The sequence below is a fragment of the Micromonospora cathayae genome (assembly GCF_028993575.1).
Classification (GTDB): domain Bacteria; phylum Actinomycetota; class Actinomycetes; order Mycobacteriales; family Micromonosporaceae; genus Micromonospora; species Micromonospora cathayae.
Genome location: NZ_CP118615.1, coordinates 3,954,910 through 3,968,472, shown reverse-complemented (window position 1 = coordinate 3,968,472; position 13,563 = coordinate 3,954,910). Strand labels below are relative to the sequence as shown.

General features: G+C 72.0%; 12 protein-coding genes and 1 tRNA gene. 2 read left to right on the top strand and 11 right to left on the bottom strand.

Features of this window, described 5'->3' with window-relative positions:
• Positions 1 to 39 precede the first annotated feature (39 nt).
• Positions 40 to 462: a hypothetical protein gene (locus tag PVK37_RS18175; protein ID WP_275028648.1), complete on the top strand. Its 423-nt coding sequence runs from the start codon at positions 40 to 42 to the stop codon at positions 460 to 462.
• Between the two features lie 1,039 nt (positions 463 to 1,501).
• On the opposite strand, the gene PVK37_RS18170 is transcribed toward PVK37_RS18175, so the two are convergent.
• From PVK37_RS18170 to ald, 9 genes are all read right to left on the bottom strand, one after another.
• Positions 1,502 to 1,575 (bottom strand) — tRNA-Pro (locus PVK37_RS18170).
• A gap of 196 nt (positions 1,576 to 1,771) precedes the next feature.
• Entirely contained in the window at positions 1,772 to 3,172 is a 1,401-nt protein-coding gene (der, locus tag PVK37_RS18165; protein ID WP_275028647.1) for a ribosome biogenesis GTPase Der, read from the bottom strand.
• The gene (gene cmk, locus PVK37_RS18160) at positions 3,169 to 3,849 is read right to left on the bottom strand and encodes a (d)CMP kinase (protein WP_275028646.1); all 681 of its coding nucleotides are present in this window, start codon (positions 3,847 to 3,849) and stop codon (positions 3,169 to 3,171) included. Before cmk ends, der begins: the two co-directional genes overlap by 4 nt.
• Positions 3,850 to 4,031: 182 nt before the next feature.
• Positions 4,032 to 4,802: a pseudouridine synthase gene (locus PVK37_RS18155; protein WP_275028645.1), complete on the bottom strand. Its 771-nt coding sequence runs from the start codon at positions 4,800 to 4,802 to the stop codon at positions 4,032 to 4,034.
• Complete coding sequence (gene scpB, locus PVK37_RS18150; RefSeq protein ID WP_275028644.1) at positions 4,789 to 5,682, bottom strand: SMC-Scp complex subunit ScpB; 894 nt, start codon at positions 5,680 to 5,682, stop codon at positions 4,789 to 4,791. Before scpB ends, PVK37_RS18155 begins: the two co-directional genes overlap by 14 nt.
• Positions 5,683 to 5,688: 6 nt before the next feature.
• Positions 5,689 to 6,999: a segregation and condensation protein A gene (locus tag PVK37_RS18145; RefSeq protein ID WP_275028643.1), complete on the bottom strand. Its 1,311-nt coding sequence runs from the start codon at positions 6,997 to 6,999 to the stop codon at positions 5,689 to 5,691.
• 34 nt (positions 7,000 to 7,033) lie between these two features.
• Positions 7,034 to 7,957, bottom strand: coding sequence for a ParA family protein (locus PVK37_RS18140; RefSeq protein WP_036375269.1), 924 nt, complete (start codon positions 7,955 to 7,957; stop codon positions 7,034 to 7,036).
• Between the two features lie 248 nt (positions 7,958 to 8,205).
• The gene (locus PVK37_RS18135; protein WP_423790823.1) at positions 8,206 to 9,204 is read right to left on the bottom strand and encodes a site-specific tyrosine recombinase XerD; all 999 of its coding nucleotides are present in this window, start codon (positions 9,202 to 9,204) and stop codon (positions 8,206 to 8,208) included.
• 47 nt (positions 9,205 to 9,251) lie between these two features.
• A complete protein-coding gene (ald, locus tag PVK37_RS18130) occupies positions 9,252 to 10,367 on the bottom strand; it encodes an alanine dehydrogenase (RefSeq protein ID WP_275028642.1) in 1,116 nt (371 codons plus the stop codon).
• A gap of 220 nt (positions 10,368 to 10,587) precedes the next feature.
• On the opposite strand from ald, the gene PVK37_RS18125 reads away from it, so the two are divergent.
• Positions 10,588 to 10,905: a TM2 domain-containing protein gene (locus PVK37_RS18125; protein WP_341483451.1), complete on the top strand. Its 318-nt coding sequence runs from the start codon at positions 10,588 to 10,590 to the stop codon at positions 10,903 to 10,905.
• A gap of 155 nt (positions 10,906 to 11,060) precedes the next feature.
• Here PVK37_RS18125 and PVK37_RS18120 read toward each other — a convergent pair whose 3' ends face one another.
• Both PVK37_RS18120 and PVK37_RS18115 read right to left on the bottom strand, forming a co-directional pair.
• Positions 11,061 to 11,660, bottom strand: a complete 600-nt coding sequence (locus PVK37_RS18120) for an NUDIX domain-containing protein (protein WP_275028640.1) — start codon at positions 11,658 to 11,660, stop codon at positions 11,061 to 11,063.
• On the bottom strand, positions 11,657 to 13,429 hold the full coding sequence (locus PVK37_RS18115; protein ID WP_275028639.1) for a CTP synthase: 1,773 nt from the start codon (positions 13,427 to 13,429) through the stop codon (positions 11,657 to 11,659). The genes PVK37_RS18120 and PVK37_RS18115 overlap by 4 nt, the downstream gene beginning before the upstream one ends.
• Positions 13,430 to 13,563 lie beyond the last annotated feature (134 nt).

The window sequence follows — 13,563 nt, the reverse complement described above, 5'->3', positions numbered from 1 at the left end:
TCAAGTCCTGTGGATCGGTCCACTGCGGAAGGAACCCTGATGCCTGATCAGCCTGCCCAGCCCGTGTCCCACCCGAACGTCTCTGCCCATGCCTCTGCCGGCCCTCATCTCGCACCGCCAGCCGTTCCGCTCGGCACCTTGCCGTACGGCGAACTCGCCGTCGCCATCAGTGCGGCCGGCATCCCGGCCAACCCGAACGAGTTGACCGTTGACCAGCTCAAAGCCCTCGCGACGGCCGGGATCATCCGCCTCGGCCTCGCCGAGATCCACCGCCGCCACGAGGAATCCCGCGCGGCCAACACGTCCTACTGCGCCAAGACCCGGGTGGACGCCTCCGCCGACGTCAGCGTCGAGGTAACTACGATCCGCCGCATCTGGGGCTCCGGCCGCAGGGAACAGACCGCCGTCAACCTCGGCTGGCGCCTCGGCCACACCCTCACCCACCGCCATCCGACCCCCTGACCAGGCAGGACAGCATCGTCGAGCCGAAGACTGTCGTCGAGATCCGCTGCCCGGATCCGGGAAAAGCTCGACAAGCTGCGGAATCACCACCCCTGGGCCAGGGGAGAGACCTGTCGGTACCAACCGCAGCGACGGACCTCAGCGACGTCGTGATCGTGGATCGGATCCTCGATGCTGAGGCGTAGTCACCCGGCCAGGCACCCGGACACAAGAAGAGGGCATATCCGATCAACGGATATGCCCTCTGATCCTCTCAGACAGCCCGACTGAACCTACGCTCCCCTGACGTTCAGGACGAACGCCGAGTGTCCATGCACTTCACACATGCTATCCGCAAGATCGGGCCGTTCAGCTACCCGCCACCGTGTGCGTCATACGTTTCACTCTGACGAATGACGGAGGTCAAGCCACCCCGCGGGCGAGCACCGACTAATAGCCTGAGTCACTTGCGCGGGCAGTTGCGCTTGTCGTGCCCGTGGTAGGAACACACGCTGCAGCGCCCGGCATGGGGAGAAACTCCGCACGACCGCCTGTCGTGCCCTTCTTCACCGCACCAGGAGCAGGTACGGGTCCGGCTCGCGCTCATCTTTGTCCTTTGTGTTGTCCGCAGCTCGCCACTACAGGAGCAAGCGCAACTGCGTCTGATCCAAGGTGTTCGCGGACGTGACTCTATCGCTTGCCCGGTTCCCCGCCAATAGGTCCGGCGACCCATGGTACGCCATTGCCTGACGAAGGCTGGGGGATGGTGGCGGGTAGGCTACGAGGGACGACAGTAATGGGTGGCCGGTTCATTCCGGGATCCGTCGGATCTTCCGGAACCTTGAGTCAGCATGCTGACTGAGCCCTACCCAGGGCGGAGGTATCAACGTTTCCTCGGCGAGTGGGGCGAATCGCGACCTTCGGCACGTAATCGAGTAGCAGCCAGAAATGTATCCGCTGGTCAAGCAACAACCAGCCCCGGCTTCGGCGCAACCAATCTCGGTCCTCAGGAAGATGCAGAAGGGCCGACCCGATCTCCGGATCAGCCCTCTGACCTGCGTCGGGACGGCCGGATTCGAACCGACGACCCCTTGACCCCCAGTCAAGTGCGCTACCAAGCTGCGCCACGTCCCGATGCCACCGCCGGGTCTCCCCTGCGGCAGCCGGTACAGCTTAGCGCAGGATCTTCCCGTCGTACGCACAGGCCCCTCCCGCACCGCCGTTCCCCGCCACACCCCCTAGAGCATCCTAGGAGGGTGGGTGGGCGGGAAACGGGAGCGCCGGGTCGGGATCAACCCCGACCCGGCGCTCCGTGCGCGTCGTACGACGGTCAGCCGTGCGCCTTGCCCCGGCCACCCGGGCCGAGCTTCTTGCGCGGGCGTACCGAGATCTCCACCGGGCTGCCCTCGAAGCCGAACTCCTCGCGCAGCTTGCGCTCGACGAAGCGCTGGTAGCCGGCGTCCAGCGGCGCGGTGGTGAACAGCACGAACCGGGGCGGGCAGGTGCCCGCCTGGGTGGCGAACAGGATCTTCGGAGCCCGCCCACCGCGTACCGGGTGCGGGGTGGCCTGCACCAGCGCGGTGAGCCACGCGTTGAGCTGGGCGGTCGGTACCCGGGTCTCCCAGCTCGCCAGGGCCTTGCGCAGCGCCGGGGCGAGCTTGTCCACCGCCCGGCCGGTCATCGCGGACAGGTTCAGCCGGATCGCCCACGGGATGCGGCGCAGTTCCCGCTCGATCTCCTTGTCCAGGTAGTACCGGCGGTCACCGTCGACCAGGTCCCACTTGTTGAACGCGATGACGAGCGCCCGGCCGGCCTCGGTCACCATGGACAGGATCCGCTGGTCCTGCTCGCTGATGACCTCGCTGGCGTCCAGCAGCACCACCGCCACCTCGGCCGCCTCGATCGCCGAGGCGGTGCGCAGGCTCGCGTAGTACTCGGTGCCGCTGGCCTTGCCGACCCGTTTACGCAGCCCGGCGGTGTCCACCAGGTGCCAGGTCTCCCCGCCGATGCGGACCAGGCTGTCCACCGGGTCGACGGTGGTGCCGGCGACCGAGTCGACCACCGCCCGTTCCTCACCGGAGAAGCGGTTCAGCAGGCTGGACTTGCCCACGTTGGGCCGGCCGACCAGCGCCACCCGGCGCGGGCCACGCGGCCGGTTCTCCACGATCTTCGGCGCTTCGGGCAGGGCCTCCATGATGGCGTCGAGCAGTTCACCGGAGCCCCGGCCGTGCAGCGCCGACACCGCGTACGGCTCGCCCAGCCCCAGCGACCACAGCGAGGTGGCCTCCACCTCGACGGCCGCGTTGTCAGCCTTGTTCGCCACCAGGATGACCGGCTTGGCGCTGCGCCGCAGCATCCGTACCGCCGCCTCGTCGACGTCGGTCGAGCCGACCACCGCGTCCACCACGAACAGCACCACGTCGGCGGTGGCGACCGCCGTCTCGGCCTGGGCGGCGATGGCCGCCGCCCGGTCCTTGGCGTCCGGCTCCCAACCGCCGGTGTCCACCACGGTGAACTCCCGGCCGGCCCACTGCGCGTCGTACGGGACCCGGTCCCGGGTCACCCCGGGCACGTCCTCCACGACCGCCTGGCGACGGCCGATGATCCGGTTGACCAGCGTCGACTTGCCGACGTTGGGGCGACCGACCACGGCCACCACCGGCACCGGGCCGCTCTGTTCCTCCTCGACGTCGGGTTCGCGCAGCTCCACCCAGCCGGTACCGTCGCTCATGCCACGCCCCGCTCGGTGAGTAGCTCGCGGAGCCGGGCCACGACCTCGTCGATGCCCAGTTCGGTGGTGTCCAGCACCACCGCGTCCGCCGTCTGCTGCAACGGGTCGGCCTTGCGGGTGGAGTCGAGCCGGTCCCGGCGGGCCAGGTCGGCGGCGGTGGCGGCCACGTCGGCGGCGTCCTGCGCGCTGCGCCGCTGGGCCCGCGCCGTCTCCGACGCGGTCAGGTACACCTTCAGCTCCGCGTCGGGGGCGACCACCGAGCCGATGTCCCGGCCCTCCACCACGATCCGGCCGGCGTTCGTGATCATCTCGCGCTGCCGGGCCACCAGCAGCGCCCGGACCGCCGGCACGGCGGCCACCGCGGACACCGCCGCGGTCACCTCCGGACCCCGGATCGGGGCGTCGACGGCGACCCCGTCGACGGTGACGCCGTACCCCTGGGGGTCGGTGCCGATGCGCAGCTCCACCTCGGCGGCGACCTTCGCCACCGCCTCCGCGTCGGCCGGGTCGACCCCGGAGCGCAGCACCGCCCAGGTGACCGCCCGGTACATCGCGCCGGTGTCCAGGTAACGGGCGTCGATTCCGGCGGCCAGCCGCCGGGAGACGGTGGACTTACCCGAACCGGATGGTCCGTCGACAGCGACCACACATCGCCCGGTTCGTATGTTCTCCGCCACCGCATGTCCTCCTCAGCCCGTACCTCACGGTTCGCCGGGATTCCGGCGTCACGCGAGCGGTTGTCCATCGTCGTCCATCATGCCGGGCGGTCCGATCCGCCCCGTGCCGACGCCCGCCGGGGGCGATCCGCGCCACCCGGCCGCCTGGGAGCCTACCCCCAGCGGTACCCGCAACCGCCGGGTCAGTCACCCACCGCCCTGAACAGGGCGGCGACCTCCGCGTTGGTCAGCCGGCGGGTGCGCCCGGCCCGCAGGTCGCCCAACCGGATCGGCCCGATCGCGGTACGCACCAGCCGGCTCACCGGGTGCCCGACCTCGGCCAGCAACCGCCGGACGATGTGTTTGCGCCCCTCGTGCAGGCTGACCTCCACCTGGGCGGTCTTGCCCAGGGTGTCCACCACCCTGAAGGAGTCGACCTTCACCGGCCCGTCCTCCAGCTCCACCCCGGCCATCAGCCGCTTGCCGAGGTTGCGCGGGATCAGCCCGGACACCTGGCACAGGTAGGTCTTCTGCACCCCGTACGACGGGTGCATCAGCTTGTGCGCCAGGGTGCCGTCGTTGGTGAGCAGCAGCAGGCCCTCGCTGTCCGCGTCGAGCCGCCCGACGTGGTAGACCCGCTGCTCGACCCGGTTGCCGAGGAAGTCGGCCAGGGCGGTACGCCCCTTCTCGTCGGCCATCGTGGAGACCACCCCGCGCGGCTTGTTCATGGCCAGGTAGACCAGGCGGGTGTCGGCCTGGAGGCGCTCACCGTCGACGTGGATGACGTCCCGGGACGGGTCGGCCCGGTCACCGAGCTGGGCGACCCGGCCGTTGACGGTGACCCGGCGACGGAAGATCAGGTCCTCGCAGGCGCGACGGGAACCCACGCCGGCGGCGGCGAGCACCTTCTGGAGGCGTTCGGCCCCCTCGTAGACGGGCGCGTCGGGGCTGGGGGTGCGGTCATCGCGTGGCATCGGCAAACTCTTCTACGTCGTCGGGCAGGAACGGGGCCAGCGGCGGCAGGTCGTCGACACTGTCGAGCCCGAGTTTCTCCAGGAACAGGGTGGTCGTCCGGTAGAGGTACGCGCCGCTGTCCGGCTCGGTGCCGCACTCGGCGACCAGGCCGCGGGACACCAGGGTACGGATCACCCCGTCACAGTTGACACCGCGGATGGCCGAGATCCGCGAGCGGGTCACCGGCTGCTTGTACGCGACCACGGCGAGGGTCTCCAGCGCGGCCTGGGTGAGCCGGACGGACTGCCCGTCGAGGATGAACCGTTCCACGTACGGGGCGTACGCCGGGCGGGTGTAGAGCCGCCAGCCACCGGCGGCACGCCGCAACTCGAAGCCGTGCCCGGCCTCGGTGTAGCCGGCGGCGATCCGCTCCAGCGCGCCGCCGACCCGCTCGACCGGCTGCTCCAGCACCTGGGCCAGGGTCGCCACGCTGACCGGTTCGTCGACGACCAGCAGGATCGCCTCCAGCGCGCCGCGCAGCTCCTCCTCGGCCATGACCGCAGGCGTCCCGGCGGCCCCGTCCGCGCCACGGGCCGCACCGGTCCCATCCGGGCCGGCACCGGCGACCCCGGTCGTCCCGGCCGTTCCCGGTGTGGCCGTCGACTTCTGGACGACGGCCCGACGGGCGCCCCGGCGAGGGCTCCGGCTGGGGGCAGCCGGCTTCTCCAGGGGCCCCTTCCCACCAGGATCCTCAGCAGTCGGGGCCGGTTCCGGGGTGGGGGCGGGGGCAGGTTCCGCAGTGGGTGCGGGGACCGGTTCGGGGGTGGCTGGGCGGTTCCATGGGGGGACCCAGGCCGCGGCCTGGTCCGCCAGGGAGTCGCGGCGGTCCTCATCGCTCATGCGGGGTCACTCCTCCTCCGTCGTTCCGGGGCCGGCCACCCGCTCCCCCGTCACCTGCGGTCGTCCCCCGGCCGCCGGCGCGTCACCCGCCGATCCGACCGTCGGCCGGTCCGGGACGGTTGCCGGCGACCCGTCCAGGTCGGTTGCCGGTGACCCGTCCGGGCCAGGTGCCGGTGACCGGTCCGGGCCGGCCGGGTGGGCGCTGCGGTCGTCCGGCCCAGGCCCGGTGGCGGTCCCGGTGGGGCCGGTCCCGGTGGGGCCGGTCCCGGTGGGGCCGATCGCACTCGGCCCGGTCGCACTCGGCCCGGTCCCGGTCGGCTCGATCGCGGTCGGCCCGGTCGGGGACGGTGCGCCGGCGTACTCGTCGATCTGGAGATCGGTGTCGCCGTCGGCCGGGCCGGTCCAGCGTACGGTCAGCTCACCGAGCGCCTGCTCCTGGGTGAACGCGACCAGTCCCTCCCGGTACAGCTCCAGCAGGGCCAGGAACCGGGCCACCACCTCGAGGGTGGCCGCGCAGTCGGCGCAGAGCAGGGCGAAGGTCGCGGTGCCGGCGCGGCGCAGCCGGTCGGTCAGGATAGCGGCGTGCTCCCGGACGCTGACCCGCACCATGTGCACATGGTCGATGGAGACCACCGGGACCGGTTTCGGGGTCATCGCCTTCACCGCCAGCCGGAGCAGCCGGTCCGGGCCGACGCCGAGCACCAGGTCCGGCAACGCCTGGGCGTACCGGGGCTCCAGGGTGACGGCCCGGGGATAGCGCCGGCCGCCCTCCGCCTCCAGCGCGGCGATGTGCGCCGCTGCCTCCTTGTACGCCTTGTACTGCAACAGCCGCGCGAAGAGCAGGTCCCGGGCCTCGAGCAGGGCCAGGTCCTCCTCGTCCTCGACGTCGGCGGCGGGCAGCAGGCGGGCCGCCTTCAGGTCCAGCAGAGTGGCGGCGATCAGCAGGAACTCGCTGGCCTCGTCCAGGTCCCACGCGTCGCCCATCGCCCGGATGTAGGCGATGAACTCGTCGGTGACCTGGTGCAGCGCCACCTCGGTGACGTCCAGTTTGTGCTTGCCGATCAGTTGCAGCAGCAGGTCGAAGGGGCCGGTGAAGTTCGCCAGCCGGACGGTGAAACCGCCGCCGTCCTCGCTGGCATCGCCGGAACCGGAGGCGGTGCCGGTCTCGGCCCCGGAACCGGAGGCGGTGCCGGTCGGGACGGCGGGTGTGACCGGGGCGGCCGGGTCGACCGGCGTCGTCGTCACGGGGTCGACCTGCCCAGGGGTGGCAGCGGCGACCTGCGCCACCGCGGCGGGGTCGAGGGGTGGTGCGGTCACCGGACGACCGTAGTCCACGCCCCGTGGGGCGCGCCTACCGCTCCGCCTGCGCGGCGATCACCTCGCGGGCGAGCTGACGGTAGTTGCGTGCCCCGGAGGAGGCGGGGTCGAGCGTGGTGATCGGCGCCCCGGCCACCGTGGACTCGGGGAACTTGACGGTCTTGGTGATCACGGTCTGGTAGACCTTGTCGCCGAACGCCTCGACCACCCGCTGGAGCACCTGCCGGCAGTGCGTGGTGCGGCTGTCGTACATGGTGGCGAGGATGCCCTCCAGCTCGAGGTCGAAGTTGAGCCGTTCGCGCACCTTGTCGATGGTGTCGAGGAGCAGCGCCACGCCCCGGAGGCTGAAGAACTCGCACTCCAGGGGGATCAGCACGCCGTGCGCCACGGTCAACGCGTTGATGGCGAGCAGGCCCAGTGACGGCTGGCAGTCGATGAGGATGTAGTCGTACTCCTTGCGGATGCTGCGCAGCACCCGCGCCAGCGCCATCTCCCGGGCGACCTCGTTGACGAGCTGGATCTCGGCGGCCGAGAGGTCGATGTTGGCCGGCAGCAGGTGCAGCCCGGCCACGTCCGTCTTGATCAGGACGTCCTCGGCGGTGACGTCGTCCTGCATGAGCAGGTTGTAGACGGACAGGTCGAGGTTGTGCGGGTTGACCCCCAGGCCGACGGAGAGCGCGCCCTGCGGGTCGAAGTCCACCAGCAGCACCTTGCGGCCGTACTCGGCCAGGGCCGCGCCGAGGTTGATGGTGGTGGTGGTCTTCCCGACGCCGCCCTTCTGGTTGGCCATCGCGATGATCCGGGCCGGCCCGTGCCGGTCGGTGGGCATCGGCTCGGGGATCGGTTTGCGCATGGTGTACGCGGCCGGATCGGCCGGGCCGAGGTCCGCGCCGAGTGTGGCCTGCTGCTCGCGGAGCTCCGACGTCCACGTCTCGGCACGGTCACCGTTGCCAGCCATGTCCTGTTGCCCCCTCCCGACGACCACCCGACGTCGGAGCCGTCCGACGTCCCTCTGCGGCGCCGCTGCGCACCCCGGTTGTCGCCCCCAGGAGGTCCGCGCCCGATGCCGACTGTACGCCACGTTCACGCAGGCCGGTCAGTACCGGGTCGGCGTGTCGGCCAGCCCGGACGCCGCCACCGGCCCCGGTTCGGCCTCCGGTGACGGTCGCCACAGCGCGCCGGGAGCGCCGACGGGTCGACGGCCGGTCAGCCGTACGCCCGGGGGTGGGCGGTGGCCCACACCTCGCGCAGCCGCTCCACGGTGACCAGGGTGTAGACCTGGGTGGTGGTGACCGAGGCGTGACCGAGCAGTTCCTGCACCACCCGGACGTCCGCGCCGCCGTCGAGCAGGTGGGTGGCGTAGGAGTGCCGCAGGGTGTGCGGGGAGACCGCTGCGGGCCCGTCGACCGGCAGGCCGGCCCGCTCGGCGGTACGCCGCAGGATGGTCCAGGCCCCCTGCCGGGAGAGCGGGCCACCACGGGCGTTGACGAAGACCGCCGGGGTGCCCCGCCCGCCGGCGACCAGGCCGGGACGGGCCCGCACCAGGTACGCCCGCAGCGCCTCGGCGGCGTACCCGCCCACCGGGACGAGGCGGGACCGCCCGCCCTTGCCCCGCAGCAGCACCGTCCCCTCCGTCTGGTCGAGGTCGTCGACGGCCGCGCCGACCGCCTCGGAGATCCGCGCGCCGGTGCCGTACAGGAACTCCAGCAGCGCCCGGTCGCGCAGGGTCAGCGGCGCGCCGTCGCCGGCGGCCCGTACCGACCCGGCCGTCTCCAGCAGGCGGACCACGTCGTCGACGGGCAGTGCCCGGGGTAGCCGGCGTGGTGGCGTGGGCGGCTTGACGTCCCGGCTGGCGTCCGCGCCGACCAACCCCTCGCGCAGCGCGAAGCGGTGCAGGCCCCGGACCGCGCTGGCGGCCCGGGCGGCGGACGACACGGCCAGCGGCGGGTACCCGTCGCCGCCGGCACGCAGCGCGGCCAGGTGCCCCTCGACGTCCGTCGGCCCGACCGAGGCCAGGTCGGTCACGCCGGCCGCCGCGAGGGTCAGCAGGTACCGGTCCAGGTCCCGGCGGTAGGAGGCGAGGGTGTTGGCGGAGAGTCCCCGCTCGACGGTCAGGTGGTCGAGGTACCCGCGCACGGCCCGCAGCAGGGCCGGCGCGGGGGCCGGAGCGGCCGCCGGCACCAGAGCCGGCGCAGAGGTGGACACCGGAACCGGCCCCGCCACCCGCGCCGGCACCGGGGAGGGCCGGCCGGTCAGCCCAGGACCTCGGTCAGCGGCAGCGCGGTCATGCCGTGCGCCTCGGCGACCGGGCCGTAGGTGACCTGGCCGTCGTGGGCGTTCAGCCCCAGGGCCAGGGCGGGGTCGCGGCGCAGCGCCTCCCGCCAGCCGTGGTTGGCGAGTTCGAGGGCGTACGGGAGGGTGACGTTGGTCAGCGCGTACGTGCTGGTGTGCGGGACCGCGCCGGGCATGTTCGCCACGCAGTAGAAGATCGAGTTGTGCACCCGGTAGGTGGGCTCGGCGTGCGTGGTCGGCCGGGAGTCCTCGAAGCAGCCGCCCTGGTCGATGGAGATGTCGACCAGCACGCTGCCCGGCTTCATCCGGGAGACCAACTCGTTGGAGATCAACGTCGGGGCCTTCGCGCCGGGCACCAGCACCGCGCCGATGACCAGGTCCGCGTCGAGCACGGCCCGCTCGATCTCGTACGCGTTGGAGGCGACCGTCTGCAGGTGCCCCCGGTAGATGGCGTCGGCCTGGCGCAGCCGCCCGACGTTCTTGTCCAGCAGCAGCACCTCGGCCTGGAGACCGAGCGCGATGGCGGCGGCGTTCATGCCGGACACGCCCGCACCGATGACCACGGTCTTGGCCGCGTACACGCCGGACACGCCGCCCATCAGGATGCCGCGCCCGCCGCCCTGCCGCTGGAGGTGGTACGCCCCCACCTGCGGGGCGAGCCGGCCGGCGACCTCGGACATCGGGGCGAGCAGCGGCAGCGACCGGTCCGGCAGTTCGACCGTCTCGTACGCGATGCCGGTGACCTTCCGGTCCACCAGCGCGTCGGTGCACGCCTTGGAGGCGGCCAGGTGCAGGTAGGTGAAGAGCACCTGCCCGGCGCGCATCCGGTGGTACTCCTCGGCGACCGGCTCCTTGACCTTCAGCACCAGGTCGGCGGTGTCCCACACCTCGTCGGCGGTGGGCAGGATCGTGGCGCCGGCGGCGACGAACTCCTCGTCGGTGATGCTGGAACCGGTGCCGGCCCCGGATTCGACGAAGACCTGGTGACCGCTGCGGGTGAACTCGTTCACGCCCGCCGGCGTGATCGCCACGCGGTACTCGTGGTTCTTGACCTCGCGTGGGATTCCGACCTTCACGACGACACCTCTCCCCGGGGCCGCACTGCCCCGCCCGCTCGGCGCGCGGCGGCTCCGTTGCCGCCGCGGTCCACCGCACCCGTCGGCCGCAGTCTAGGCCCGCCGACCCGAGTGGACGACCAGCAGAGTGACATCCCGTGACCGGTTCTCCTGACGATCTGTCAGGCATGTCCTGGCCGACAACGTGACCCGACCTCGGCCGTTGGGACAGTGTTCGCCCATTATCGTCCCATCGGCCCGGACTCGCTGCGGACAGCAACGAAGTCGATCATTAAGGTGTCGCCTCATGACCTACCCTCAGTACCAGTACCCCGGCGGCGTCTCGGACAAGAGCAAGGTGGTCGCCGGCGTGCTCCAGATCGTCCTCGGCGGCTTCGGCGTCGGCCGGTTCTACATGGGCGACACCAAGACCGGCGTCATCCAGCTCGTGGTGACCCTGGTGACCTGCGGCATCGGCAGCATCTGGGGATTCATCGACGGCATCCTCATCCTGATCAACGGCGGCGTCGACGGTCAGGGCCGACCGCTGCGCGACTGATCCACGACCACGAAAGGGGCCGTACGGCGAACCGTACGGCCCCTTCGTCGTGCCCGCCCCCGGTCCCGGCCGGGCGACGCGCCGTCACGCGGTCCCGGCCGGAGGCCCGCCGTCACGCGGTGCCGCCGCCCGCGCCGGGCGGCGGGGCGGTGGCGTCAGCGGGGCAGCGGCTCGTCCGCCGGACGCAGCGGGGCCCAGCCCGCGTCCCTCGCCCGGACGGCGGCCAGCAGCCCTGCCACGCAGGAGGCGTTGGTGATCTCGCCGGCCAGCACCCGGGCCACCGCATCGTCCAGATCGACCCGGACGACCTGCATGTCGGCCTCCTCGTCGTGCCGGTCGTGCCGCTGACCCGCCGGCACCTCGGTCAGCTCCCGGGCCAGGAAGATCCGTACCAGTTCGCTGGAGAAGCCCGGTGAGCTGTGCAGGTCGACCAGCACGTCCACCCGGCCGGCGGTCAGGTCGGCCTCCTCGGCCAGTTCCCGCCGCGCCGCCTCGGCGAGGTTCTCGCCGTCGACGTCCATCAGCCCGGCCGGCAGCTCCCAGAGGTACCCGCCGACCGGATGCCGGTACTGCCGGACCAGCACCACCCGGCCGGCGTCGTCCAACGCCACCACGGCGACCGCGCCCACGTGCCGGACCACGTCCCGGACGGCGGTTCCGCCGCCCGGCATGGTCACCTCGTCGCTGTACACCTGGAAGATCCGCCCGGCGAACCGCTCGGTGCGGGCCCGCAGCTCGTACCGGTGCCCGGTCACGACGCCGACGCCGTCGTCGCCGCGTCGGTGGCCGGCACGCCGTTGCGGGACGCCTTCTTCCCGGTCGGGGCGGCCGGCCGCGAGCCGGCCCCGTCCAGCTCGACGGGAAGCTGGTCGGCCTCCGAGTAGGTGACCGCGGCCCGGACGAACGCGGCGAACAGCGGGTGCGGCCGGGTCGGCCGGCTCTTCAGCTCGGGATGCGCCTGGGTGGCCACGAAGAACGGGTGCAGGCTGCGGTCCAGCTCCACGAACTCGACCAGCCGGCCGTCCGGGGAGGTACCGGAGATGTGCAGGCCCGACTTGGTGAGCGCGTCCCGGTAGGCGTTGTTCACCTCGTACCGGTGCCGGTGCCGCTCGCTGACCTCGGTGCTGCCGTACGCCTCGGCGACGATCGAGCCCTCGGTGAGCGTGGCCGGGTACGCGCCCAGCCGCATGGTGCCGCCCAGGTCGCCCTTGCCGGCGACGATGTCCTCCTGGTCGGCCATGGTGGCGATCACCGGGTGGCCGGCCTCCTCGTCGAACTCCAGCGAGTTCGCCCCGTCCAGTCCGCCGAGGTGCCGGGCCACCTCGATGGCCATGCACTGCAACCCGAGGCAGAGGCCGAGCAGCGGGATGCCGTTCTCCCGGGCGTACCGGGCGGTGCCGATCTTGCCCTCGATGCCCCGGACCCCGAAGCCGCCGGGGATGACGATGCCGTCCACGCCGGCCAGGGCGGCCGCCGCGCCGGCCGGGGTGACGCAGTCGTCGCTGGGCACCCAGCGCAGCTGCACCCGGGCCCGGTGGTGGAAGCCGGCCGCCCGGATCGCCTCGCTGACCGACAGGTACGCGTCGGGCAGGTCGACGTACTTGCCGACCACCGCCACGGTGACCGTGTGCCGGGGGTGGTGCACCCGCTCCAGCAGGTCGTCCCAGGCCGTCCAGTCCACGTCCCGGAAGGAGAGGCCGAGCCGGCGCACCACGTACGCGTCGAGGCCCTCCCGGTGCAGCACCTTGGGGATGTCGTAGATGCTGGGCGCGTCCGGGGCGGCGGTGACCGCCTCCCGGTCCACGTCGCAGTAGAGCGACAGCTTGTGCTTGAGCTTGTCCGGGATGTCCCGGTCGGAGCGGCAGACCAGCGCGTCCGGCTGGATACCGATGTTGCGCAGCTGGGCCACCGAGTGCTGGGTCGGCTTGGTCTTCAGTTCCCCGGAGGGGGCCAGGTACGGCACCAGCGACACGTGCAGGTAGAAGCAGTTGTCCCGGCCCAGATCGTGCCGGACCTGCCGGATCGCCTCCAGGAACGGCAGCGACTCGATGTCGCCGACCGTGCCGCCGACCTCGGTGATCACCACGTCCGGGACGTTGCCGTCGGCGTCCGGTTCGGCCATCGCCAGGATCCGGGACTTGATCTCGTTGGTGATGTGCGGGATGACCTGCACCGTGTCGCCGAGGTACTCGCCGCGCCGCTCCTTGGCGATCACGTCCGAGTAGATCTGGCCGGTGGTGACGTTCGCCTTGCCGGAGAGCGCCTGGTCCAGGAACCGCTCGTAGTGGCCGACGTCCAGGTCGGTCTCCGCGCCGTCCTCGGTGACGAACACCTCACCGTGCTGGAACGGGTTCATCGTCCCCGGGTCGACGTTGAGGTACGGGTCGAGTTTCTGCATCACCACCCGCAACCCGCGGGCAGTGAGCAGGTTGCCGAGGCTGGAGGCGGTGAGCCCCTTACCCAGCGAGGAGGCGACGCCCCCGGTGACGAAGATGTGCCTGGTCGTCCGTGCTGAAGGGGCCAAGGCCTGCTCCCGTGTCGTCTGTCGCGGTCGTGCAGACCGCCGTGCCGATCAGCCAAGTGATCACGCGATCCACGGGATTCCACGGTAACACCTCGCCCAGGTCGGCCCCGGGGCGCACCCGCCACGCCGCCGGT

What these genes read in the sequence shown, in the direction of transcription:
- PVK37_RS18175 (WP_275028648.1), top strand. Translation starts at nt 40, where the DNA reads ATGCCTGATCAGCCTGCCCAGCCCGTGTCCCACCCGAACGTCTCTGCC.
- der (WP_275028647.1), bottom strand. Translation starts at nt 3,172, where the DNA reads ATGAGCGACGGTACCGGCTGGGTGGAGCTGCGCGAACCCGACGTCGAG.
- PVK37_RS18155 (WP_275028645.1), bottom strand. Translation starts at nt 4,802, where the DNA reads ATGCCACGCGATGACCGCACCCCCAGCCCCGACGCGCCCGTCTACGAG.
- scpB (WP_275028644.1), bottom strand. Translation starts at nt 5,682, where the DNA reads ATGAGCGATGAGGACCGCCGCGACTCCCTGGCGGACCAGGCCGCGGCC.
- PVK37_RS18140 (WP_036375269.1), bottom strand. Translation starts at nt 7,957, where the DNA reads ATGGCTGGCAACGGTGACCGTGCCGAGACGTGGACGTCGGAGCTCCGC.